The 1,141-nt window shown below is 31.8% G+C and carries 2 protein-coding genes; both read left to right on the top strand.

The window, feature by feature from the left end; genetic code table 11:
* Positions 1 to 48: 48 nt before the first annotated feature.
* The gene (locus tag KHQ28_RS28350) at positions 49 to 339 is read left to right on the top strand and encodes a hypothetical protein (protein ID WP_042203313.1); all 291 of its coding nucleotides are present in this window, start codon (positions 49 to 51) and stop codon (positions 337 to 339) included.
* A gap of 49 nt (positions 340 to 388) precedes the next feature.
* On the top strand, positions 389 to 769 hold the full coding sequence (locus KHQ28_RS28345; RefSeq protein ID WP_000711007.1) for a hypothetical protein: 381 nt from the start codon (positions 389 to 391) through the stop codon (positions 767 to 769).
* Positions 770 to 1,141 lie beyond the last annotated feature (372 nt).

Here is a 1,141-nt window from a genome sequence, read left to right as displayed (position 1 = left end):
GAAAATAAGAGTAAGTTAAAATATATCATGTAAAAATGAGGAGTAATCATGACTAAAAATATTGAAAGTAAAAATACATCTACTGAGTTGTTCTATGATCTTGCAAAGCGTTCTTTTGAAGCGAGCTGGAAAACAATGCAGGATATGTGTAGTGACGGCATTTCGCATCTTGTCGATGATGCTGATTTTATGAGTGCATTTATAAGGATAACGATTAATCATGTTTGTCATAACTTTGACAAGTTAACCGCGCAGGAAGGCCATCATGGGAATATTGAAGAGGTTAACTACGAAGAAGTAGCAGAACGGCTTGTGCGTAATGCTTGGGTGTTTTGTTAACACTAACTGTTTTTTTATTAAATACTAAAAATCAAAAAAGAGGATATAGATGAAGAAAGATAATCTGAGTAAAAAAGATGAAACGATGATATTCGCCATTTCAGCAACGCTAATGTTGTATGTGGACAGGATATACAGCATGGCAAGTGTAAACAAAGATGATGCAATGATTTATGTAAATGATGAAGATGTTGTTGAGTTTGCACTACGAATCCACATGAAGGAAGTATTAACTGAGTTTGAGTATTACAAGGCTGCTTATGGTACAGGAAAGGAAAAGTATGAATATATAAATATAACAGAGCTATTAAAAAGGGTGATGTTTTTTCATGATTTATATGTCAAGGATATGTTGATAAGAAATATAGAGTCGGGACGATCTTTTGATGATTATAGTGTTTTGGACTGGGATATGGACATAAATAGATAATATCAGTAATGTTATTCAGAGGGATACATGAGTATATCTAAAATGTGTTACCGGAATGGATTCCGGTAATACGTACTCTGACTATATGAGGTGAAACTAGTTTCTGATGAAGTGACCTATTAGCGAATAAGCAAGTGAATTTTTGGAACACACTTAAAAGTTAATAGCCAGTTGATAAGATATTTTTTAGTATTAAAAACCACTTGCATCGAAATTTATGAAACCTATTTTCGATTTTTAACTTAATTGACATATTAATGAACAATGTTATATGTAAATAATAAAGTCTGATAAAAAAATAAATAAGGTTCATATAAAAAGACTTACTATTTTTAGTAGAAGACTGAAGGGCGCTTGTGAGAGGTTTCAAAT

This window comes from Klebsiella sp. 28, from assembly GCF_018223905.1.
In the GTDB taxonomy this organism is placed as follows: Bacteria; Pseudomonadota; Gammaproteobacteria; order Enterobacterales; family Enterobacteriaceae; genus Klebsiella; species Klebsiella pneumoniae.
The sequence above is the reverse complement of the archived record's forward strand: the minus strand, read 5'-3'. Positions and strand labels throughout refer to the sequence as shown.

Bases quoted from the DNA above. Each gene is read 5' to 3' on its own strand.
- KHQ28_RS28350 (WP_042203313.1), top strand. From the start codon at position 49: ATGACTAAAAATATTGAAAGTAAAAATACATCTACTGAGTTGTTCTAT.
- KHQ28_RS28345 (WP_000711007.1), top strand. From the start codon at position 389: ATGAAGAAAGATAATCTGAGTAAAAAAGATGAAACGATGATATTCGCC.